Annotated in this window: 18 protein-coding genes; 3 read left to right on the top strand and 15 right to left on the bottom strand. The window is 37.2% G+C overall.

The genetic code is table 11. The features are described 5' to 3' along the window. Positions 1–410: 410 nt before the first annotated feature. The 6 genes from RTW14_RS13695 to rsxC are packed head-to-tail and all read right to left on the bottom strand — an operon-like array spanning position 411 to position 5413. Positions 411–1289, bottom strand: a complete 879-nt coding sequence (locus RTW14_RS13695) for an RnfABCDGE type electron transport complex subunit B (protein ID WP_312652346.1) — start codon at positions 1287–1289, stop codon at positions 411–413. An 18-nt stretch (positions 1290–1307) separates the two neighbouring features. Next, complete coding sequence (locus RTW14_RS13690; RefSeq protein ID WP_312652344.1) at positions 1308–1898, bottom strand: electron transport complex protein RnfA; 591 nt, start codon at positions 1896–1898, stop codon at positions 1308–1310. Beyond that, a complete protein-coding gene (locus RTW14_RS13685; protein WP_312652342.1) occupies positions 1898–2572 on the bottom strand; it encodes an electron transport complex subunit E in 675 nt (224 codons plus the stop codon). Before RTW14_RS13685 ends, RTW14_RS13690 begins: the two co-directional genes overlap by 1 nt. After that, complete coding sequence (locus RTW14_RS13680) at positions 2572–3150, bottom strand: FMN-binding protein (RefSeq protein WP_312652340.1); 579 nt, start codon at positions 3148–3150, stop codon at positions 2572–2574. The genes RTW14_RS13685 and RTW14_RS13680 overlap by 1 nt, the downstream gene beginning before the upstream one ends. Next, positions 3150–4097 carry an RnfABCDGE type electron transport complex subunit D gene (locus RTW14_RS13675; protein ID WP_312652338.1) on the bottom strand — a complete coding sequence of 316 codons (948 nt, stop codon included), beginning with the start codon at positions 4095–4097 and terminating at the stop codon, positions 3150–3152. The genes RTW14_RS13680 and RTW14_RS13675 overlap by 1 nt, the downstream gene beginning before the upstream one ends. Further along, positions 4097–5413, bottom strand: a complete 1317-nt coding sequence (gene rsxC, locus RTW14_RS13670) for an electron transport complex subunit RsxC (protein WP_312652336.1) — start codon at positions 5411–5413, stop codon at positions 4097–4099. The genes RTW14_RS13675 and rsxC overlap by 1 nt, the downstream gene beginning before the upstream one ends. 341 nt (positions 5414–5754) lie before the next feature. Here rsxC and RTW14_RS13665 point away from each other — a divergent pair, with 341 nt between their 5' ends. After that, positions 5755–6657 (top strand): LysR family transcriptional regulator, encoded by a 903-nt coding sequence (locus RTW14_RS13665; RefSeq protein WP_312652334.1) that lies wholly within the window; start codon positions 5755–5757, stop codon positions 6655–6657. A gap of 92 nt (positions 6658–6749) precedes the next feature. Here RTW14_RS13665 and RTW14_RS13660 read toward each other — a convergent pair whose 3' ends face one another. The 3 genes from RTW14_RS13660 to RTW14_RS13650 form a co-directional block, all read right to left on the bottom strand. Continuing rightward, positions 6750–9113 carry a heavy metal translocating P-type ATPase gene (locus tag RTW14_RS13660; protein WP_312652332.1) on the bottom strand — a complete coding sequence of 788 codons (2364 nt, stop codon included), beginning with the start codon at positions 9111–9113 and terminating at the stop codon, positions 6750–6752. 41 nt (positions 9114–9154) lie between these two features. Next, the gene (locus RTW14_RS13655) at positions 9155–9553 is read right to left on the bottom strand and encodes an ArsR/SmtB family transcription factor (protein WP_312652330.1); all 399 of its coding nucleotides are present in this window, start codon (positions 9551–9553) and stop codon (positions 9155–9157) included. Positions 9554–9657: 104 nt separating this feature from the next. Next, on the bottom strand, positions 9658–11673 hold the full coding sequence (locus tag RTW14_RS13650) for a methyl-accepting chemotaxis protein (protein WP_312652328.1): 2016 nt from the start codon (positions 11671–11673) through the stop codon (positions 9658–9660). 274 nt (positions 11674–11947) lie between these two features. Here RTW14_RS13650 and RTW14_RS13645 point away from each other — a divergent pair, with 274 nt between their 5' ends. Continuing rightward, on the top strand, positions 11948–12820 hold the full coding sequence (locus tag RTW14_RS13645) for a YitT family protein (RefSeq protein WP_312652326.1): 873 nt from the start codon (positions 11948–11950) through the stop codon (positions 12818–12820). A 121-nt stretch (positions 12821–12941) separates the two neighbouring features. Here RTW14_RS13645 and RTW14_RS13640 read toward each other — a convergent pair whose 3' ends face one another. From RTW14_RS13640 to modA, 5 genes are all read right to left on the bottom strand, one after another. After that, positions 12942–13073: a hypothetical protein gene (locus tag RTW14_RS13640; protein ID WP_312652323.1), complete on the bottom strand. Its 132-nt coding sequence runs from the start codon at positions 13071–13073 to the stop codon at positions 12942–12944. 69 nt (positions 13074–13142) lie between these two features. Then, positions 13143–14162, bottom strand: coding sequence for a molybdopterin-binding protein (locus RTW14_RS13635; protein ID WP_312652321.1), 1020 nt, complete (start codon positions 14160–14162; stop codon positions 13143–13145). Next, positions 14162–14986: an XdhC family protein gene (locus tag RTW14_RS13630; protein ID WP_312652318.1), complete on the bottom strand. Its 825-nt coding sequence runs from the start codon at positions 14984–14986 to the stop codon at positions 14162–14164. The genes RTW14_RS13635 and RTW14_RS13630 overlap by 1 nt, the downstream gene beginning before the upstream one ends. Then, positions 14958–15644 carry a molybdate ABC transporter permease subunit gene (modB, locus tag RTW14_RS13625; RefSeq protein WP_312652316.1) on the bottom strand — a complete coding sequence of 229 codons (687 nt, stop codon included), beginning with the start codon at positions 15642–15644 and terminating at the stop codon, positions 14958–14960. The genes RTW14_RS13630 and modB overlap by 29 nt, the downstream gene beginning before the upstream one ends. An 18-nt stretch (positions 15645–15662) precedes the next feature. Continuing rightward, entirely contained in the window at positions 15663–16433 is a 771-nt protein-coding gene (gene modA, locus RTW14_RS13620; RefSeq protein ID WP_312652314.1) for a molybdate ABC transporter substrate-binding protein, read from the bottom strand. 178 nt (positions 16434–16611) lie between these two features. Here modA and RTW14_RS13615 point away from each other — a divergent pair, with 178 nt between their 5' ends. Continuing rightward, positions 16612–17289 (top strand): GTP pyrophosphokinase, encoded by a 678-nt coding sequence (locus RTW14_RS13615; RefSeq protein ID WP_312652312.1) that lies wholly within the window; start codon positions 16612–16614, stop codon positions 17287–17289. 97 nt (positions 17290–17386) lie between these two features. On the opposite strand, the gene RTW14_RS13610 is transcribed toward RTW14_RS13615, so the two are convergent. After that, complete coding sequence (locus RTW14_RS13610; RefSeq protein WP_312652310.1) at positions 17387–19081, bottom strand: methyl-accepting chemotaxis protein; 1695 nt, start codon at positions 19079–19081, stop codon at positions 17387–17389. Positions 19082–19117 lie beyond the last annotated feature (36 nt).

The raw sequence follows: 19117 nt of genomic DNA, 5'->3' as shown, positions 1-19117 counted from the left end.
TTTTACAGAACTTTTATATCTTACTATCTTTTGGCAAGCTTGTCAATATCTTTTTTTACTTTTCTTCATTTTTTAATTAAGAAGTTAAGTTTGCAGCTTATCCTAGATATTGTTCACTTCCGTGTCTTATCTTAATCTAAACCGCGAGATATTGTATATCACCTTTGCAGATGTAATCACTTGTGTCACGAGACAGCTTAAATATAATATCAAATTACACGCATGCTGTCAATAGTTTTTTTAATTTTTTCTTTTGTGTTTTTTCTCTCTTATTTTCTTGTCCAAATCCATATGTAAAATAATAAAATTTGCCCTATTTGACACACCCCCTTCCTATAGAAAAAGCGGCTCTCATCTGAGAACCGCCTTTAAATTGACTTTATTAACCTTTTTATAGCATTCTGCTAAAGCTACTCAGCCGCTTTTTCTTCAGCTTTGGGAGCTTCCTGGGCAGAAACTTTAGTTTCTTCTACTTTTACTGCTGACGCAGCTGGGGCCGTTTTCTTTACTCTGAAGTTTGTAATTGCTTTTGTTGGACATTCTTTCTCACAAAGTCCACAATTCTTACATTTGTCAAAGTCAACTTTAGCAAGATTGTTTTCTACTGTAATAGCATCAAACTTACAAACCTTTTCGCATTTCTTACAGCCAATACAAGCAACGCTGCAAGCTTTCCTTGCTTTTGCTCCAGGTGCAGTTGAATTACATGCAACATATACAAGCTTCTTCTTTTCTGCAATTGTGATAACGTTGTTTGGACATGCCTTTTCACACATACCACAACCAACACAAGCTTCTCTGTCTACGACTGCCAAGCCGTCACAGACTTTGATTGCACCGTATTGACAAGCTGAAACGCAGTCGCCAAGTCCCATACAACCATAAGAACAAGCCCAGTTACCACCGTAGAAATTTTTAGCTGCGGCACAAGTCTGTACGCCTTGATATTCCATAATTTTCTTGGTATTTTCACTGTTTCCTTTGCATTTAACAAAAGCAACCTTCGGTTCAGCCGCTGTAGCCTCTACACCAAGAACCGTAGCGATAGCCGCTGCGCATTCTGCTCCACCAACTGGGCAAAGACTTGGACTTAAAGAATGATCTGCTCCTATTGCTGCGGCATAATCATCGCAACCTGCAAATCCACAAGCACCACAGTTTGCACCAGGTAGTGCTTCACGAACCTGAGCTACAGTCTCGTCAACGGGAACGAAAAATACTTTAGAAGCGATTGTAAGGATAATACCTGCGATCAAACCTACCGCTACAACTAGTATTACTGGCATCATATTATTTTTCCCCCTTTTCTAACCAAATATACCTTCAACAACACCACTGAATCCCATGAATGCCATGGAGAGAATGGATGCGCCGATAAGTACCATAGGAACGCCCTTGAAAGCCTCAGGGACATTACATGTTTCCATCTTCTGTCTCATACCTGCAAATAGTGCCATAGCTAGCAAGAATCCTATGCCTGCACCAAATGCATTAAAGATTGACTGGACATATGTCAAATCATCGTCAATATTCATAATTGTAACACCAAGAACAGCACAGTTTGTAGTAATTAGTGGAAGATATACGCCAAGAGACTTATGAAGTGAAGGCACAAATTTCTTCAAGATCATTTCTACTAACTGAACAAGAGCTGCTATAACCAAAATAAATACTACAGTCTGCAAATATCCAATGTTGTATTTTTCAAGTAATAATATCTGTATTGGCCATGTAACAGCTGTTGCAAGTACCATTACAAAAGTAACTGCAATACCCATACCAGCGGCGGAATCAAGTTTCTTTGATACACCTAGGAAAGGACAAATACCTAAGAATTGTGATAATACAAAGTTATCTACTAAAATAACACTCATCATAATTACTATAAGTTCTTTCATTATTCGCAACCCCCTTCCTTACCAGCTGATTGACAAGTACCATGCATAGCACAACCTGCACAACCAAATTCTTTTTTCTTAATAGCTTTACCCTTAGAGAAGTAGTTTACTGCTGCAACCAAAACTGCAAATACAAAGAACCCACCCGGAGCAAGCATAAAGATTGACATTGGTGTAAAATGATCTCCAAAAATAGCAACGTCAAATACGGTTCCTGAACCAAGTAATTCTCTGATTAGTCCCATGCATCCAAGAGCCAGCGTAAAACCAATACCCATTCCTATGCCATCAAGCGCAGAATCAACAATTGAGTTCTTATTTGCAAACATTTCAGCTCTTCCTAAAATGATACAGTTTACTACAATCAAAGGAATAAATAATCCCAAGGAAGCATTTAAAGCAGGTACATATGCCTGAAGCATAAACTGTACTAATGTTACAAAACCTGCGATTACTACTATATAGCAAGGGATTCTAACTTTATCTGGAATAATATTCTTTAATATAGAAATAACGATATTTGAGCAGATTAATACTGCCATAGTGGAAACTCCCATACCAACACCGTTTATCGCTCCTGTTGTAGTTGCAAGAGTAGGACAAGTACCAAGTAAAAGCACTAATACTGGATTTTCCTTAATTATACCTTTAGTTACAAGGCCTAATTTATTCATTACTTTACACCTCCTGCAGCTTTAAATTGTGCTAAAGCACCCTGAACAGAATGATATACGCCGTTAGAGGAAATGGTTGCACCTGTGATGGCATCCATGTTAGGATTCTTCTTAATGTTATCCTCTCCGATTGCTCCCATATCAGGGATGACATCAGCAGCGGTCTTTCCATTATACTGACTTAAATATTCTACAGTCATAGCTTTTGTTCCAAGACCTGGTGTATCTGCGTGATTTGTTACAGTTACACCGGTAATGGCGCCACTTGCATCAATACCAACCATCACTGTTATAGTACCGCCAAAGCTCTTAGCTGTTGATGTACAAGCAACTCCTGCACCATTATCTGCAATATAATAATCCACAACACCTTCGTTTAGCTGTCCGTCATAAGCTGTAAAAGAGTCTCCTTTAGGAAGAACCAAAGATCTAGCCTCATCTGCGGCCTTTGCCGCATTCTGTTCAATGATAGGTTTTGTTATTGCATACGTTTGTGACAGTGCAAAGGATACAATTAAGCATATAATTACTAACACCAATGCAGGTTTTATGTATTCTTTAAATGTTGAATTTCCCATTATTTTTTGCCACCTCCATACAATCTTTTCTCACAGATAGTATTAATATGTGGAGTAAGTATGTTCATAAGAAGTATTGCAAATGATACGCCTTCTGGGTATGACCCAAATAGTCTGATTACCATTGTCAAGACACCACAACCAATACCAAAGATAACCTTTCCTAATGGAAGAATAGGTGTAGTTGCATAATCTGTTGCCATGAAGAATGCACCAAGCATTACTCCCCCTGCAACAATATGGAAAATTGGATCCTGTCCTGCTGCAAATGCAAAAACACCAACTGTAGCAATGAAGCATACAGGCGTAATTGGAGAAATAATACCTCTCCAAATAAGGAACAATCCACCAATTAATAGCGCAATTGCGCTAACTTCACCTATAGACCCACCGATAAATCCAAGAAAAATATCTGTATTGGACGGCATTGCTCCACTATGTTCAGCTAAAACACCAAGTGGTGTAGGGCCTGTAACTGCATCTGCAGTCTGAAGGCTTCTTGGCAGTGGCCAAGTTGTCATCTGTGTGGTAAATGAAACAAGAAGAACAATTCTAGCTGTAATAGCTGGGTTTGCAACGTTCTGACCAAGTCCACCAAATAAACACTTTACAATAACGATTGCAACAAAGCAACCAATAATAGCGATTATATATGAAAGATTTGAAGGTACATTAAATGCAAGAAGCACGCCTGTTAATACCGCACTCAAATCTCCAATAGTTTGTTGTCTTTTTGTCATCTTATTGAAAAGATATTCAAAAGCTACGCAAGCTACAACACAAACTAAAGTAAGTGTAATAACTCGGAAACCGAAAACGTACGTACTTACAAGAAATGCAGGTACTAAAGCTAAAAGTACGGCTCCCATGATTCTAGATGTATCAACCTCGCTGACAAAGTGAGGCGCTGATGATACGATTAAATTATCATATGCTTTGTTTTCCATTATTTACTCTGTGCCTCCTTTAATATTGCTTTTCCAAGCTTATTGTTAAAGCCCAAAGGTCTTCTTGCAGGGCAAATATATGAACAGCTTCCGCATTCCATACACTGCATAACCTTATATTTTTCTAATGCATCTGCATCTTTTCTTTCAACTGCAGCAGAAAGAGCTGTCGGCATTAATTTAAATGGACAGGCCTTATGGCATCTGCCACAATTAATACAAGCTGTCTCTTCCTTAATCCAAGCCTGATCTCCTGCAAATGCAAGAAGTGCATTGTTGTTCTTTATAACTGGAAGCTGGTCAGTAAAGATTGCTTTACCCATCATAGGTCCACCCATTAGAATTTTTTTTGGCTCTTCTTTATAACCACCGCAGAACGCCATAACGTCTGCAACTTTAGTTCCAATTGGGCATATAACATTTGTTGGTCTTGCAACTGCATTTCCATCAATAGTCATTCTCTTATTTATAAGAGGAATACCATCCTTAAAATACTGTCCGACAAATGCAACAGATGTAATATTTGACAGAATGATTCCGAGTTCAGCAGGAAGTACTCCAGCATTCATGGTTTTGCCAGTTACTTCATATACCATAACTCTTTCTGCACCCTGTGGATATCTTGATCTTAAAGGCACAACCTTAATATTTGGGTTACCCTTTTGTGCAATCATCTTATTTAAGGCCTCGATTGCATCTGGTTTGTTATCCTCTACACCAATGAAGCCTTCCTTAAGTTCAAGATACTTCATTACTAATAACATACCATCAATAATGTTCTCAGTATCTTCAACCATAAGCCTATGGTCAGAAGTAATAAATGGTTCACATTCTGCACCATTTATAATAAGTGTAGTTACTTCATCAATGTTCTTAGGGTTGTACTTGATATGAGTTGGGAATGACGCTCCTCCTAATCCTACAAGTCCACTGGCTCTTACAGCTTTAACAAATTCCTCTCTGCTACTAATCTGAGGAACCTGAATTCCATCCCATAATTCTTGTTTCTTATCTGTTTCGATAACAACAACAGTATCATCTCCGCCGTTACCAGAACGTAATCCCTCAATTCCTATAACTGTACCTGAAACACTTGAATGAATAGGTGCACTTACAAAAGCATCGGTATCACCTATAAGCTGGCCTACTTTTACATAGTCGCCTTTTGCCACAAGTGGCTTACATGGTGCTCCGATATGCTGGGACATAGAAATATAAACAAAATCAGGAATAGGCATTACTTCTGTTTCACATCCCGCAGTGTGCTTATTATGCTGCACATGGATGCTTTGTAAATGCTTTTTCTGCTCGGTCATATTACTCTTCCTTCCTTCCTACAAATATGAAAGTGTTATTTTTTAACAACACTTTTTTAACAATTCACTCTACTCTGCCACGTTTTAGGCTATCATATTCCAACGTGTTTCTCCAATAGAAAACATTTATCGTCATATAACTTTTTTTGATACTTGTGCGTAAAACTATTGAATTTACAAGGAACTTATGATAAAGTAGAGAAAGTTACACTAAAACTTTCCACTAATATTGCCAATTTAACTTTGTGCAGTAAATTAATGGAAAATAGAAAATATAAAAAAATCATTGGATTTAAACTCCATTGATTTCTACCTTAAAATATATATGATGGAGAAATTTTATGAATATAAACCATTTAAGATACTTCCAAGAAGTATGCAAATACAATAACATTACAAAAGCTTCAGAGGCCGTCCATGTATCACAGCCTTCGATTACAGCAGCCATAAAAGAATTAGAAAATGAATTGGGTTATCAGCTTTTTAACAGAGTTAACAACAGAATATCTTTAACGGATGATGGGACCTGCTTCTTGACAAAAGCAAAGAATTTTGTCAATGCATATGATAATTTTCATAAAGAGGCACTAGATATAGGAGACAAAACACATGTGGTTCTTAAAGTGGGTATTCCACCGGTGCTTGGAACTTTTATGTTTAAAAAGTTTTTCCCTGCTTTTGAGCAGCAGCATCCCAATATTAGATTGCAGATGTTTGAAATTGGCACTATATCAGGGTTGAAAAGATTAAATGAGGGTGGCCTAGACTTCCTTATTGGGGCTATGGACGATACCGCCTATCCTCAATGCGATTCCAGATTGATATTCAGAACGAAATTTGGACTTGCTGTAGGAGCTCAGAGTCCCTTGGCTAAAGAACGCTTTGCAAGCAAAGAGATGATTTGCCGCCAGCCTTTCATTATATTCCCTAAGGGTTCCTACCATTATACTGCTATAACGGAGCACTTTAAAGAACATCCTTTAAATATAATTATGGAGGCAAGTCAAATCTCTACTATTAAATATATAGTAGAAAACAACTTTGCTGTAACCATTACCTATCAGGAAAGTTTCGATGCAACTGCAAAGATTGTTCACGTGCCATTGCAAGAACCTATCAATGCAAACGTAAGTGTTCTTTGGAGAAAGAATGCCTACGTTTCCAACGCAATGAAAGCCTTTATCGCTTATACCTCAACAATTGAAAATGAATCTGAACCAAAAGTCGAATCTTTTTGGGACTAGAATTTTAGCAAAACCCCCTGGCAATTGATATCTATATAACATATATCAATGCCAGAGGGTTTTTTCGTCAAGAATAAAATAGATAGATTTTTTTATTTCTTATACAAAATTCTAACGGAATTCATCACACAGAGCATAGCCACACCAGAGTCTGCAAAAACTGCCATCCACATAGAGGCAAGCCCTGCTAAACCTAATACCATAACTAATGCTTTTACCAGCAAAGCAAACACTACATTTTGCATCGCTATCTTATTAGTTATCTTAGCAATGGCTATAGCCTGTGGTACAGCTTCTACACTAGAGGTCATAAACACAATATCCGCGGCTTCTATGGCTGCATCTGCTCCACTTCCCATAGCCGCCCCTACATCTGCTCCTGCCAATACTGGTGCATCATTAATTCCATCGCCTATAAACATTACCTGCCCGTATTCTTTTCTAAGTTCCTGTAATATTCTTAATTTATCATCTGGAAGTAGTTTAGAAAACACCTTATCTATACCAGTTGCTTTTGCCACTGCATTGGCACTTTCTTCTCCATCACCAGTAAGCATAGCCGTAGCAATGTTTTGTTTTTTTAGTTTTGTAATGGCAGTGAACGAGTCTTTTTTTATTGTATCAGCTATAGTTAAAGAACCTATAAACTGACTATTTAGTGCCAATAACACTTCACTCCCTAAAGTAGGATTTTGATATCCTGTAATATCTACCCCTGCATCTAATAGGAGTTTCTGATTTCCACATAATACAATTCCTGCATTGCAAGTAGCTTTTATCCCTTTTCCCGCTATTTCCTCTATGGCCTTAGGCTGCTCCAGTGTAAGACCATATTTTTTAGCTTCATTTACGATACTTACTCCTATAGGATGTGTAGAATTTAATTCACAACTCGCTGCCATTGCTAGAAGGTATTCTTCTATATCTTTTTTTGAAACCCCCATTGGTCTGTTTTGAATGCCTTCCAATACTCTGGAGTTATCTTCGCCTGTATCTTTTCCTGGATTACCTGAAGTAACTCCAGACGTCATGTATGCGATTAGGTTTCCAGAACAGATTACGTTTTGTACTACAAATTCACCCTTTGTTAAAGTCCCTGTTTTATCCATTATAACAGCTTTAATACTCTTTAATGCTTCCAGAGCGACACCGCCCTTAAACAGAATCCCCTTCTTAGAACCGGAGCCGATTCCAGAGAAAAATGCTAATGGAACACTAAGGACCAGTGCACATGGACAACTAATAACGAGGAAAGTTAACGCAGTATATATCCAATGCTGCCAGTCGCCAGTAATAAGAGAGGGAATAATAGCGGTCAATGTAGCAAGCACCACTACAAAAGGAGTGTATACTCTGGCAAACCTAGTAATAAATTTATCAATATGCGGTTTGCTTGCTGCTGCATTTTCTACAGAATCAAGAATCCTTGTAACCATTGAATTTTCTAAGGTCTTTTCAACTTTTATCTTTAAAACTCCTGATGTATTGATGCAGCCGGAAATCACTTGTTCTTCTAATCCCACCTTTACTGGTACAGGTTCCCCTGTAATAGGTGAGGTATCAACCCGGCTTTCCCCTTCTACTACAATACCATCTAAAGGGATTCTATCCCCTGGCTTTACCAATAAAATATCGCCTAATTGTGCCTCTGCTGGTGAAATTTCAATTATATTATTTCCCCTGATTAAGGATACTACTTCCGGTCTCAGATCAACAGCCTCCATTATCTGGCTTCGGCTACGCTCAACTGCTTTCTCTTCAAAGAATTCTCCAATTCTAAAAAATAGCATAACTCCTACCGCTTCAGGATATTCCTGTATAGCAAAGGCTCCTACGGTAGCTATACTCATGAGAAAATTCTCATCGAATATTTGGCCTTTTCCTATATTTTTTATGGCTTTTAATAAGATTTCTCCACCTAATACTATATAAGCTAAAGTAAAGCATCCTATCCACCATTCTTGTGATACTTCAATTTGATCAAGCGTTACTCCTAATACAAACAATATAGCGCCTATACCTATGAAATGTAAGTCTGTGAGCTTTGTAAATACGCTTTTTTTGTCGGCATGGTGATTGTGATTATCAACACAATCACATCCATGATGCTCATGACACTGGTGATGTTCATGACTCTCGTGGGGTTCATGATGTTCACCACATTCACAATCCTGATGTTCATGTGCACAATTGAACTTATCCCTTGATAAATTTGCAGTTGATCGCTTTAAATTCCCCTTTATTCTTTCAGTAATAATAACGCCATTTTCTACAGTGTTTGCCAATCTTTCCATTTCAGATAAAAGCTTATCTGGATTATCTGCCGTAACCCTTAGCTGCTTTGTGGCAAAAGTTATAGTAGCTTCCTGAACTTCAGGCAAATTGGAAATCAGCCGCTCAATTTTAGCTGCACAATTTGCACAATCAATATTTTCTATATTATAAATTTTATTCATAAATTAGTCACCCCTTTCTTGGTCGTTTCGGTTATCAATACTTATCTGCATTTTATATTAAAAGTTCTATCTACTATATCATGTACTAATGCAGCTTCTTCCGTATCTGCTAGTGTGTAATACGTTTCTTTTCCGTCTTTTCTACTAACAATCAACCCCGACTGTTTTAACAATCGTAAATGATGAGAAACCGCTGGAGAGCTCATCTCTATAGCCGCAGCAATGTTTGCAACACAGTCTTCACTATGACACAACAGCCATAATATCTTCAATCGGGTACTATCACTTATCATTTGAAAAGTGCTTGCCGTCTGCTCAAAAACAATAGGTTCAGGTTTATGCTCAATAAGCTTTGCTGTCTTACTGCCATGATCATGTGGTAATTCAATATGTATAGGGCATTGTAAGCACTTGCAAGCTCTGATTTCTTGATTATCCATTTATTTAACTCCTTATCAATATTAATAATTAAACGATTAAGCAATTGTTTAATCGTATTATAAATAAAATTCCCTACTGTGTCAATAGGGAATTTTTATTTTTATTATCTGATTTTAAATTTAGCAATCAATTCTTTTAACAGATTTGCCTGGCTAGATAGTTCTTCACTTGCTGCCGCTGTCTCCTCTGCTGTAGCAGAATTTGTTTGTACAACAGTAGAAATTTGGTCTACTCCTACAGTTACTTGATTCATAAACTCAGCCTGCTGATTCCCAGCCTCAGAGATTTCATCTATTACTGTTGCTGAATGTTTTGTATTTACTACGATTTTCTCTAAAGAAGCAGCAGTCTCATCCACTATTTTTGTTCCATTTTCTACTGCTGCGATAGCAGTTTCAATTAGGGAAGTCGTATCCTTCGCAGCATTTCCACTCTTTGCTGCTAAGTTTCTAACCTCATCAGCAACAACAGCGAAACCCTTTCCGGCTTCACCTGCTCTTGCCGCTTCTACCGCTGCATTAAGTGCAAGAATATTAGTCTGGAAGGCAATATCATCTATGGCTTTAATAATATTGCTGATCTGATTGGAGGCGCTCTTTATCTCCTCCATAGCACTTATCATTTTCGTCATTTGCTGATTACCATGCTCAACTTCGATTTCTGATTCGGATGAAATGTTACTTGCTTCATTGGCATTTTGTGCACTCTTTTTAATTCCTTCTGAAATTTCCATTATTGTCGCAGACAATTCTTCAACTGAGCTGGCCTGTTGCATCGAACCCTGAGATAACTGCTGCGCACCCTGTGCTAATTGCTCAGACCCAGTAGCAACTTGATCTGCAGAAACTGCAATTTCTGAGAAAGTCTGAATAAAGGTCCTCTGGATATCTAACAAAGCGTCTTTTATTTTAGCAAACTCTCCTACATAATCCTGTTTTAATTCAAAAACTAAATTCCCAGAAGCCATTTCTCCCAGTATAAAGGAAACCTCATCAATATATTTTATGTATTCTCTTAGTCTTACAACTGTTCTATCCAGGCCCTCAGCAACCTGACCAGTTTCATCAATAGCCCTTGTGTCTACTATTACTTCTAAGTCCCCATCCGCAATCTGATTTGCATTTTCAGCCAAACGTTTCAACGGCTTTACAATTCCTTTTGCAATAACGACGATAACTAATGAAAGGATGAGCAGCGCAGCTACAAAAATCCCCAGGCTTACTTTCATTAAAACACTGTAATCCTGATAAAATTCTTCTTCTGGCAAAGAGGACAACACACTCCATCCTGTATCACCAATCATGCTATAGTAACCATAAACTGGTTCCTTGTCTTTTTCATAAGCAAAATATTTTTCTGTCTTTTTTTCAAATGCATTAATAAGTTCTTCAGACAATCCGATATCTTTCACATTTTTCATAATATTATCAGCGTTCTTATCGTAAATTACTGAACCATCAGCTGATAAAAATACGAAGAATCCAGTGTCTCCTAAGGTATAACTTGCCATAATTTTTTCCAAGTTATCTAAAGTAATATCCACACCTACTGCACCAATTATTTGTTGAGTAACATTATCATATACCGGAGATGCTGCAGTTACTACCATCTTACCTGTAGCCGTATCAACATATGGTTGAGATAAAATAGTACCATTTTTTTCCTTCATTAATATATACCAAGGTCTCCCTGTGATATCCCAGTCAGCACCTGATGTGAATCCATCAGACTGTGTAAGTTGACTAGCGTCAACGTCTGCTACCCATGTGGACAAGATGTTTTCTGAATCCATAGCTTGAAGACCGATCAAACTTTTTTTAACATTAGGAAATCCCTCAGGTGATGTTATTGTAGTTCCTTTTGTTACGTTCGTAAAAAGCTGCTGTACATCAGGATTTAAAGCTAAGGTTTCAGTCATTTTTATGTATTGTGTAAAGAAATTCTCAACCTGATATGCCGCCTGTTTCGAATTTGCTGTTAAGGTTTTTGCTGTAGAGTCTTCTACTTGTGATTTAACTAAAGAAAAAATACTAACTAGCAGGATACATAAACAAATTACGACGGGTATTATAACTCCTATTAAGAATTTTAATAATATACTTTTTTTGAAAATATTCATATCGTCATCTCCTTTTTACAAGTTTTCCCATTTTTCAGAATATTTTGTATTGTGTCTTATTTTACAATATTATCATGGATTTGTCTACTATTTATTGTCAATTTTCTACATTTTTTTCTCTTTTTAGTCATAAAACATTATGCTATATAAAAATACCTCCTTACCTCGAGACGTTATTATTTATGACTTGCATCTCTATGCACATATAAGTTATTCTATAATGGGTTAAATACCCAATTTATAAAAGCTAAATCTATCTTGGAGGATAAGTGAAATGAAGTCAACTGGAAATATAAAGAAATCCCACCCTGCATATAAGTTAAAAGACATTCTATTGATAATCCTAGGAAGTTTTATTGTCGCTGTCGGGGTGCAGCTGTTCTACGTTCCCGGTAATATTCTGGGTGGGGGAATCACTGCTATATCTATCATGCTGCATATAATGACGGGCAGTAATGTGGCCATAACGACGTTTATTCTTAACATTCCCATACTCGCCTTAGGCTATTTTCTAGTAAACAGACAATTTATGATTTATAGTACCCTTGGCATGATTGGTATGACAGGATTTATGAAACTTCTTGAAGTAGTTCCCATTCCTTCTGACTCTCTGTTCACTTGTATTGTTTCCGGCGGACTTCTTGTGGGATGTGGTGGTGGGATTATGCTCAAATGTAATGGTTCTGGCGCGGGTACAGATGTCATATGCCGAATCATAAACAAATATACTTCCTTCCAGATAGGTAGTATTTCACTTTCTATCAATGCTGTTCTTGTAATGCTAGCGGCTTTTTCCCTTGGTTTGGACATTGCAATTGCAACCATTACAACCTTATTTATTACAACCCGCGTCGTAAACTATATAGTTGATGGTTTGAATTATAAGAGGATGGTACTTATTATTACTGATAAAGGCGACGAAATTGCTGTTGCTTTATCTGAAGAATTCGGCCGAGGAGTTACCATCAGCCATGTTACTGGCGCTTATTTAGGAAAAGAAAAATCGCAGATTATGTGTACCATAAACATACATGAAACTCCACGTCTAAAAAAAATTGTTCTTGGCTTGGATTCCCAGGCATTTATCTCTATGTTTGAAAGTACATCTGTCATCGGTAGCTCGTTTAAAAGTAAATTAAACAAATAAAAGCTATAACTATTAGTTGAAATGTTATAAAGCAGCCTAAAGCCCATAAAAAAGACTGAGTCCGGTTTAATATCGAATTCAGTCTCAAGGAGTTGCTTAATCAACTTTTCGATAGATTCAGTTATCTGATTTTAAATCTAGCAATTAAATCTTTTAACAGATTTGCCTCACTAGAAAGTTCTGCTCTTGCCGCTTCTACAGACAGTTTCTCCATAAATAGAAAAATTGCGGAGCTCGCCCCGCAATTTTTCATAAGATAACTCTATGAGATTTGTACTACATGTAGTATTAAGCAAAATACATAGCTTTGATTTTGAAACTTCTATCCTCTTCCAAACCCACAATTTGGGTATATGCACTTTTGGCAGTTTAAACACAAGCCTCCCTGCGCCAGCTTCTTTATGTCTTCTCTGCTCACTTTCTCCCTTGCTAACAGCCTTGGTACAATTAAATCAAATATACTGACTCTGCTATACATAACACAGCCCGGCAATCCAACTACTGGTACATCATCGATATAGGCTAACATAAACATGGCTCCCGGCAAAACTGGCGCTCCATATGTTACAATTTGGCCTCCTGCAGCTCGAATTCCAGATGGAGTTTTATCGTCTGGATCAACAGACATTCCTCCAGTCACACAGACCATCTCTGCGCCCTCTTCCAACAGTTTCTTTATGCATTCTGCTATCATATTCGCATCATCATCAGAAAACACTTGTTTTATAACCATACTCCCCAATGCTTCAAACTTTTTTACCAGCACAGGTCCAAACTTATCCTCAATGGTTCCAGAGTAAACCTCGCTTCCAGTTGTTACAACACCTATTTTCAAAGGGTGCAACTTCTTTATTTCAATAATATGCCTTGGACAGCAAACCTCTTCAGCCTTTTTCACTATATCTTCTGCTACAAATAAGGGAATAACTCTAGTTCCCGCCAGTTTATCTCCTGCCTTAACAAGTCTGTTTCCATGAATGCTGGCAAACATAATTTCATCTTGCTCTAACAAATCAGATAGTCTCCCAGTATTTATTTTTAACAGGCCATCGGATTCTGCGAATAGCTCAATCTTTCCCTCTGAGGGTTCTGACATAACAATCCCAGGACCAGCAGCTGCTTTTGCGATTCTTCTTGCTGCCTCATCTTCATGTACGTCCTTGTCATTTTTTTCTACCACATAAAGTCTTTTCTTACCCATAGATAAAAGTACAGGTATATCCTTTTCAGCGATTACTTGTCCTTTCTTAAATCTAGGGCCTTTATATTCACCTGGAATGATCTGAGTCAAATCATGAACCAGAACTGTCCCCACTGCATCTTCCACGTTTATTTCTTTCATCATTTCTCCTCTGCAATCGCTCTAACCTTTATCATCTCTGCTGTAATACTTATAGCTATCTCTTCTGGCGTCTCTGCTTTAATGTCTATTCCTATTGGAGAATGTACCTTTTGAAGCCTTTCCCTTGATATTCCCTCTTTCTCAAGGAGTTCAAAGGTATTTGCAACCTTTTTTCTGCTTCCAATCATCCCAATGTAAGCACATTCAAGCTCAAGACTATGCTTTAATACCTCATAATCGCCTGCATGACCCCTTGTAATAATAACTATATAACTAGCCTTGTCCGGTTTTAACTGTCCAAAAGCATTTTTATAATCGTCTATTTTTAGTATACTTTTTGCCTTGGGAAACCTTTCATGATTAGCAAACTCTTCTCTGTCATCCACAACAACGGTATCAAATCCTACATAACGAAGAACAGGTTCCACTGCTACCCCTACATGCCCTGCTCCAAAAATATAGGCTATGCTTTTCATTCTAAATTCCTCTAAAAACTCCTCTGCATTGCCCGCATTAATGTATTTAAAACAAATATCTATATCTCCGCCGCATCTCATGTCTAAACTCTGCACTTTACCAGGGGTCAATACAAAATGATGTACATAGGGCTGTTTACTTTCAAACAATGCCAATGCCATCTTTTCAGTTTCCCTTTCAAGAATTCCGCCACCTACCGTGCCAAAACTGCTGCCATCCTTCCGCATAAGCAGCCATGCTCCTTTTTTTCTAGGTGTAGAGCCCTTCGTATCAACTATTTTTGCCACAACAAAGTCTTCCCCGTTTTTAATCAGCTCTTTAGCCAATTCTATTATATTTGTTTTCATTTATTAAGCTCCTTTTAAGCCAGTGATTTAAACAAAATACGATAACAAAGCTAAGCAATGTCATTACAAGTACCAGCACATTAGCCAGGGGTTCTTTTCCTGCATCTACGGCAAAATAAATAGCCGTAGATATGGTCTGTGTTCTTCCTGGTATATTTCCTGCGACCATAAGTGTAGCTCCAAACTCCCCCATACTGCGGGCAAAGCTTAAAACGATGCCACTTATAATCCCTGGCCTAGCCAAAGGTAATGTAATTTTCCAAAATACCTGCCATTTATTCGCCCCTAAATCCCTCGCGGCATCTTCATAAACTAAATCAACAGAAAGCAGCCCTGCTTTTGCACTTTGATACATTAATGGTAAGGACACTATACTTGCTGCAATTACACAGGCTACCCATGTAAATACTATCTGAAGGTCAAAATGCTCCATCAGGAACGATCCAACTGGTCCTCTTTTCCCCAATAAAACAAGTAGTATATACCCCAGTACAGAAGGGGGGAGTATCATGGGCAGTATTAGGATTGTCTCCCAAATGTTCTTCCCCTGAATATTTTTTCTTACCATAATGTAGGCACAAAATGTACCTATAAAAAAGGCCGCTGTAGTTGCCAGAATAGCAACTTTTAAAGATAGTAATATAGGTTGTAATATCATGAAGACCTTCCTGTACTGTTATAGTACTGTAAATCCGTACTTTTTAAAAACACCCTTCGCATACTCTGTTTGAAGGAACTCATAAAATTCTGTTACGGCTTCTTTATTTTGAGTTTCTCTTAATACAGCCATGGGGTACACAATCGGCTTATGATAATCCTGTGGTACGTCTTGAATTATAGCACCATTTTTTAAGAGTAAAGCATCTGTTTTGTACACAAGACCACAGTCCACATTTCCCGTTTCCACATAATCAAGTACACTTCTGACATCCTTGCCTAAAATCAGCTTTGGTCCTACCTGCTCTGTGATACCTAATGCTTCAAAAGACTGCGATGCATATTTCCCTGCTGGGACTGATTCTGGTGTACCAATTGCAATACTTTTCACTTCATCGCTTACAAGAGAATCCATTGAAACCAAATCTTTGGATTCTTCTGATGCAATTAACGTTAAGGTGTTACCCAAAAGATCAACTCTTGTGCTCTCCTCTATTAATCCTTTCGTATCAAGCTCATCCATGTGTTCCTTGGATGCAGAAATATATAAATCACAAGGAGCCCCCTCTTCAATTTGTGTCATTAAGGACCCAGAACCTGCAAAATTAAATAAAAGCTTATCTGTAGAGGTTTTCGCATATTCAGTAGAAATTTCATTTAGTGCATCCGTTAAACTTGCCGCTGCAGAAACATTTAAAGTTATACTTTCATGTTTTTCATTATTGTTTCCACAACCTGTAAACATAGCCACTAGAATTAATAAGGTAAAAAACATTATTATTTTTTTCATTAGTATAATCCTTTTCACGTTTTGTTTATATTTTATTAACATAATTATCATACACTATATCCTACTGGATTTTAAGGTTAACTTTGTTTTAAATATTAATTTTCATTAAAATATTACAAATTATTTTGCTGTTGTGGTAGACTATATACTGTAATTAACAAGAAAGGATCTTCGTATTATGAACGCTAGTACATTAGCAACCTATTCAGATAATCAATCTACGGAAGAACTGAAAGATGTTTTAATGGCATATGCTAAAATAAATAAGAATTATACTGCTGCCATTCGTGAAGTCAGAACAAAACTTGAAAATCTGGATGATGATTTTCAATTATTACATAAGCACAATCCTATTCATCACATGGAAAGCCGTATAAAATCACCAGAAAGCATTCTGGAAAAGCTCCAAAGAAAAGGTTACGAGTTAGATTCCAAAAAAATATCCAAGCAACTGTTGGATATAGCAGGAATACGTGTTATTTGTCATTATGTGGATGATATATATACAATTGTAGAACTGTTAAAAAAGCAAGATGATTTAACGGTTATTAAAGAAGTGGATTATATAAAAAATCCTAAACCAAATGGATACCGCAGTTTACACTTGGTAGTAGAAATACCCGTTTTCTTTGTAAACAGAGTAGAAAATATCCCTGTAGAGGTTCAAATACGAACAATGGCTATGGATTTCTGGGCTAGTCTGGAACACCAGCTAAGATACAAGTCAGAAGGTGAAATCCCGAAATTTATTGCAGATGAGCTGAAAGAGTGCTCAGAAAACATAGCAAATTCAGATTTACAAATGCAAAAAATTCATAGTTTTCTAGATGATTTAGACAGGTTTAGCCCTAAATAGAACGACTAACCACTAATAAAAATACCCCGAAACGTGATTCAAATGAAGAATTCATGTTTCGGGGTATTTATTTTTTCATAAGTTGTAGTTATATGATTTATTCTTTTAAAGTAAATTGACTTACAAGTTCCTTAAGCATCTGTGACTGCCCATTCAATTCTTCACTGGTAGCTGCACTTTCTTCAGCAGTAGCGGAATTGGTTTGTACAACAACAGACACTTGATCTATACCTATACTTACTTGAGAAACTGCATCAGCCTGCTCATCTGAAGCTGTAGAGATTTTTCCAATCACTTCAGTTATCTGCATGGACTGTTGTACGATATTTTGAAGTGACCCAGCCGTTGCATCTGCAATTCCAGTGCCCTTATTAACTGCATTTATAGCATTCCCAATTAACTCGGTGGTGTTTTTAGCAGCCTCTGCTGACTTCTGTGCCAGATTACGAACTTCGTCAGCAACTACCGCAAAACCTTTTCCTGCTTCTCCTGCCCTTGCAGCTTCTACTGCAGCATTTAGTGCAAGAATATTTGTCTGGAACGCAATATCTTCAATTGTTTTTATAATTTTACCAATTTCACTTGAATTTTCACTTATATCCCCCATTGCAACCATCATATTTTTCATATGTTGATCACAAGTATCCACTTCTTTCCCAGTGTTTTCAACAATTTGATTTGCATGGTGAATATTTTGGGCACTTTCTTTTATATGCTGCACAATATCTGAGATTGTTGCTGATAATTCTTCTATGCTGCTGGCTTGTTCAACTGCACCCTGCGAGAGAGCCTGTGCCCCCGCAGACATTTGATCTGCACCAATTGACACCTGCTCAGCAGATTCATTAATCTGATAAATAGCATCACTTAAATTAACATTGATGTTACGCATCGCTTCAAATATGTTTTTATACTGCCCAACATATTCTTCTCTGCATCTGGAACGAACTCTAAAATTACGTTCTGCCATTTGCCCTAAAACATAATTAATGTCTTCAATTATAGTTTTTAAACGTCCAGCCATAATTTTAAACTGGCTTGCTAAAATACCAATTTCATCTTTTGAGTCGATATTTAATTCTATATCTAAATTGCCATTTTCAACTTGTTCTGCCACTCTAACAATTTGTGAAACGCATTTAGAAATACTTCGCGCTATAAAAACTCCACTGATGCTGGCTATTAAAAAACTACTTACTATCAAAACAACTGTCATTATTAAGAAAAATAAACACATTTTTTGAAAATCATTCGTTAAATTCTGGCCAGCTTCTTTCTTTTCAAAATATAAATTGGCATAGGCTGTATATACTTTATCATATTCAGGATCTAACTCAGTCTTCATCTGCTGAAGCAAGTTAGGCTTTTCCTCTGCCGTAGCAGTTTTACCCAGCTCTATGTATTTATCTTGTATCGTTCGATAAGTAGCCACCTCTGTTTCTATATTCGATAAGAGTTTTTCTTCTTCTGCATCTACAATTGTGTTTTTAACACTTTCAAGATATTTTCTGTGTTTTTCTCTGATAATTTCAAGCTGCTCTTCTGCCTCCTGAATATCTTCTTTTTTATCGAAAATAACCATATCCCGTACGGCTCTTCTGCTGTCTGCCACCATTACAATGGCACCTCCTATATCTCCTGTAGCAAAGCCGTATTTCTCAAGAGCAAAATCAGCATCTGTGCTGATTTTCTGCATTGAAAATATGGAGAAAATACCAGAAATACTTCCAAGAATTGTAACGATAAGAAATGATATGATTAGCTTTTTAGCTATCTTCATGTTTTTAAACATTTGTACACACTCTCCTTTTTGTGTTCATTTAAGTTG

This window comes from Aminipila sp. (genome assembly GCF_032051575.1).
Taxonomy (GTDB): domain Bacteria; phylum Bacillota; class Clostridia; order Peptostreptococcales; family Anaerovoracaceae; genus Aminipila.
The sequence above is the reverse complement of the archived record's forward strand: the minus strand, read 5'-3'. Positions and strand labels throughout refer to the sequence as shown.

Bases quoted from the DNA above. Each gene is read 5' to 3' on its own strand.
- RTW14_RS13695 (WP_312652346.1), bottom strand. From the start codon at position 1,289: ATGATGCCAGTAATACTAGTTGTAGCGGTAGGTTTGATCGCAGGTATT.
- RTW14_RS13690 (WP_312652344.1), bottom strand. From the start codon at position 1,898: ATGAAAGAACTTATAGTAATTATGATGAGTGTTATTTTAGTAGATAAC.
- RTW14_RS13685 (WP_312652342.1), bottom strand. From the start codon at position 2,572: ATGAATAAATTAGGCCTTGTAACTAAAGGTATAATTAAGGAAAATCCA.
- RTW14_RS13680 (WP_312652340.1), bottom strand. From the start codon at position 3,150: ATGGGAAATTCAACATTTAAAGAATACATAAAACCTGCATTGGTGTTA.
- RTW14_RS13675 (WP_312652338.1), bottom strand. From the start codon at position 4,097: ATGGAAAACAAAGCATATGATAATTTAATCGTATCATCAGCGCCTCAC.
- rsxC (WP_312652336.1), bottom strand. From the start codon at position 5,413: ATGACCGAGCAGAAAAAGCATTTACAAAGCATCCATGTGCAGCATAAT.
- RTW14_RS13665 (WP_312652334.1), top strand. From the start codon at position 5,755: ATGAATATAAACCATTTAAGATACTTCCAAGAAGTATGCAAATACAAT.
- RTW14_RS13660 (WP_312652332.1), bottom strand. From the start codon at position 9,113: ATGAATAAAATTTATAATATAGAAAATATTGATTGTGCAAATTGTGCA.
- RTW14_RS13655 (WP_312652330.1), bottom strand. From the start codon at position 9,553: ATGGATAATCAAGAAATCAGAGCTTGCAAGTGCTTACAATGCCCTATA.
- RTW14_RS13650 (WP_312652328.1), bottom strand. From the start codon at position 11,673: ATGAATATTTTCAAAAAAAGTATATTATTAAAATTCTTAATAGGAGTT.
- RTW14_RS13645 (WP_312652326.1), top strand. From the start codon at position 11,948: ATGAAGTCAACTGGAAATATAAAGAAATCCCACCCTGCATATAAGTTA.
- RTW14_RS13640 (WP_312652323.1), bottom strand. From the start codon at position 13,073: ATGAAAAATTGCGGGGCGAGCTCCGCAATTTTTCTATTTATGGAGAAA.
- RTW14_RS13635 (WP_312652321.1), bottom strand. From the start codon at position 14,162: ATGAAAGAAATAAACGTGGAAGATGCAGTGGGGACAGTTCTGGTTCAT.
- RTW14_RS13630 (WP_312652318.1), bottom strand. From the start codon at position 14,986: ATGAAAACAAATATAATAGAATTGGCTAAAGAGCTGATTAAAAACGGG.
- modB (WP_312652316.1), bottom strand. From the start codon at position 15,644: ATGATATTACAACCTATATTACTATCTTTAAAAGTTGCTATTCTGGCA.
- modA (WP_312652314.1), bottom strand. From the start codon at position 16,433: ATGAAAAAAATAATAATGTTTTTTACCTTATTAATTCTAGTGGCTATG.
- RTW14_RS13615 (WP_312652312.1), top strand. From the start codon at position 16,612: ATGAACGCTAGTACATTAGCAACCTATTCAGATAATCAATCTACGGAA.
- RTW14_RS13610 (WP_312652310.1), bottom strand. From the start codon at position 19,081: ATGTTTAAAAACATGAAGATAGCTAAAAAGCTAATCATATCATTTCTT.